This window comes from Limimaricola cinnabarinus LL-001 (assembly GCF_000466965.1).
Taxonomy (GTDB): Bacteria; Pseudomonadota; Alphaproteobacteria; order Rhodobacterales; family Rhodobacteraceae; genus Limimaricola; species Limimaricola cinnabarinus.
On sequence record NZ_BATB01000135.1, the window covers coordinates 1 to 2,520 of the forward strand.

Genomic DNA, 2,520 nt, shown 5'->3' on the forward strand with positions numbered 1-2,520 from the left:
GCCCTTGGCAGGGCCGAGAGGCGGTTCGCTGAAGAAAGGGGGCAGGCATGCCCGGGGATGATTTACGCATCATCGCCGATCCTAAGCCACCAATGCGGCATCATCGATATGCGCCACGCTCACGATCGGGGCGAAAGAAAACTCCGACGTGTCGAACGGGGGGATAACCACGCCCGCCGAGGTGAAGTTGGCGTCTCCGTCATTGAGCAGCAAGGTCATCTCGAACACATCGCGGGAAACCATGAGGAGATCATTGTCGCCGTCTAGGTCGAAATCGCCATGTGCGACGAGCAGGCCCTGGATCGTCGGGTCGAATGATTTGAGCACGAACTCCGTGACGCCTTCGGTCGTCACGATATCGAAGACTCGCAGGCCCGGTTCGATATCCTCCTCTTCATCGACCGCGCCGGCGCTGACCATCTCGACCCCGGCATCGGCGTCGAAATTCGCCGCTTCGAAGGAGCCGATGAAGCCGTTTTCGCCCGCGCTGAAGCTCGGCGGCAGGCCCGGCTGTCTTAGTCCGGTACCATCATTCAGGAAGGTGTAGATGCCACGCCCCTCTCCGTCAGCGGCGAATGCAACGTCGTTGTCGCCATCGCCATCCAAGTCGAGGATCTGGCCGTCCCCGTACCTTCGATGCTAGGTGAGGCGGCGTCTCGGAACGTAAGAGTTCCATCCCCCTCGTTGACCAGTACGCCCACCCCTGAAGTGTCGATATCTGTCAGCAGGACGACGTCGAGATGTGCATTGCCGTCGAAATCGCCGAAAAACGCAGTGCTCGATGATGGTAGATCTACAGGTGTCCGTGAAAGCAGGCTGAAATTTTCGGACCCGTCGTTCTGAAGCAGAAAGAGAGATCCGCTTGTCGCCTCGGTCGCCAAGATGTCTATGTCGCCATCTGCATCTACATCGGCCGCGTCATGTGCTTCGAAATTGAATCTCGGGAAAGTATTAATTGACTTAGCCAGGAGGGTGAGGTCCGAGATCGTGGAGGAGGTAAAATTCCCGGAGCCGTCATTCACGAACAGCATCGTTTGGACATCGTATTCGACTTCGTCCGGCACGCCCGTCGGCGTCGGGCCGTTGCTCAAGCCGACCCGCAGGAAATCGAGATCGCCGTCGCCGTCGAAATCGCCCGACAGGATATCGGCGTCGCCTATCGTGATGCCGGTGCCACGCTCGGTAAAGCTGCCGGTGCCGTCATTGAGCGCCACGATCACCTCGCCCTCATCCTCGTACCACAGATCCGGCGTCGCGCGGGACGCGGGGGCGGCAGGTTCGAAGCGAAGGAAATCGGTGCGCAGCGGCTCCCGGCCATCGCCATGACCCACCAGTTCGAGACGATCCCCCGCTGCCACGGTCAGGTTCGAAATCACCCGTTCCATCTGGCTATGCTCGTTGGCGCGCTCGCCGCCCGACCTGCTGTCCCAATCGAAGCGGTCTACCTCGCGCCCATGCAGCAGGACCCGCATCGAGGAGACGCCGTCATTCTCGTCGAAATAACCGATCGTCATGTCGAAGGTGCCGGCCCGGTCGAATGTATAAGCGGCACGGGCTTCGACGGGGCGGCCATTCTCGCCTTGGAACGCGTCCTGCAGATATGCGCCTCCCGAGGCCTTGCCGTTCGACACGACCTCGAAGCCGGAGATGATCTCCATCTCCTCGGCCTCGATCACGAAGGTACTGCTGGACGGCGGTGAGGAATCGACTGCGATATCGATATAATCGGTGCGCAGCGGCTCGCCGGCATCGCCCATGCCGCGCAACTCGATCAGGTCGCCCGGTGCGAGCCACAGATCCCCGATGAGATACTCCGCCCGGCTGGCAGGGCTCGACCTCTCGTTCCCGAAGGTGCCGTTCCATTCGAAGCTGTCGATAATGGCCCCGTTCACCACCACTTCCATATGCGACACGCCATCGGTTTCGTCGAAATATCCGACCGTGAGATCGTAATACCCGGCGCCCCCCTCAAAAACGCCGCCAGCGCTCGCCTCGCCGCTTTTCGCTTCAAGATAGGCTCCATTGGAAGGGTGAGGGTTTGATTTGATCGCGAAACCCTTCGCGACAGTTAGAGTCTCGGCCTCGGTGCGGCCCAAACCTATCTTGGCTTTCGGAAGCGTGGTGAAAGAGGAAGCCAGTGAAGTCGCTTGCAAATCATTAAACATTTGTGAACTCGCGATTTAAGGGTTTCATCGATGATATCCCGCAGATCGACCAGCGAAGGCTAGCACTCGAAGGACGATTCGTTAATCGGCTGCCGAGCTAACCAATTGGATTAGGTGCCGAAGATTCATTTCTCTGTTTCTGGGAAATACTGCGCAAATCAGCTCCGAGTAAGACTGCACCCTTTCGTGCCTTTCTTCAGCGAACGGCTTCTACTTCGGCCCGCCCGAGGGGCGAGAAGCGGTTCATGAGACCTTGTTGCACATCTCGGTGAGGGGGATTCAGTGAGCGGGTCCTGAGGGTTAGGTCGAGGGTATGCCGAAGCCTTCCCCGACCCGCTACCGCACGACGAACTGG

The 2,520-nt window shown here is 59.3% G+C and carries 2 protein-coding genes; both read right to left on the reverse strand.

What is annotated here, in order from left to right; translation table 11 throughout:
• Positions 1 to 81: 81 nt before the first annotated feature.
• The gene (locus MBELCI_RS18610; protein WP_045320531.1) at positions 82 to 606 is read right to left on the reverse strand and encodes a hypothetical protein; all 525 of its coding nucleotides are present in this window, start codon (positions 604 to 606) and stop codon (positions 82 to 84) included.
• Entirely contained in the window at positions 534 to 2,165 is a 1,632-nt protein-coding gene (locus MBELCI_RS18615; RefSeq protein ID WP_081698662.1) for an FG-GAP-like repeat-containing protein, read from the reverse strand. The genes MBELCI_RS18610 and MBELCI_RS18615 overlap by 73 nt, the downstream gene beginning before the upstream one ends.
• Between the last annotated feature and the right edge of the window lie 355 nt (positions 2,166 to 2,520).

Coding starts and splice junctions, on each gene's coding strand:
- MBELCI_RS18615 (WP_081698662.1), bottom strand. CDS start 2,165: ATGTTTAATGATTTGCAAGCGACTTCACTGGCTTCCTCTTTCACCACG.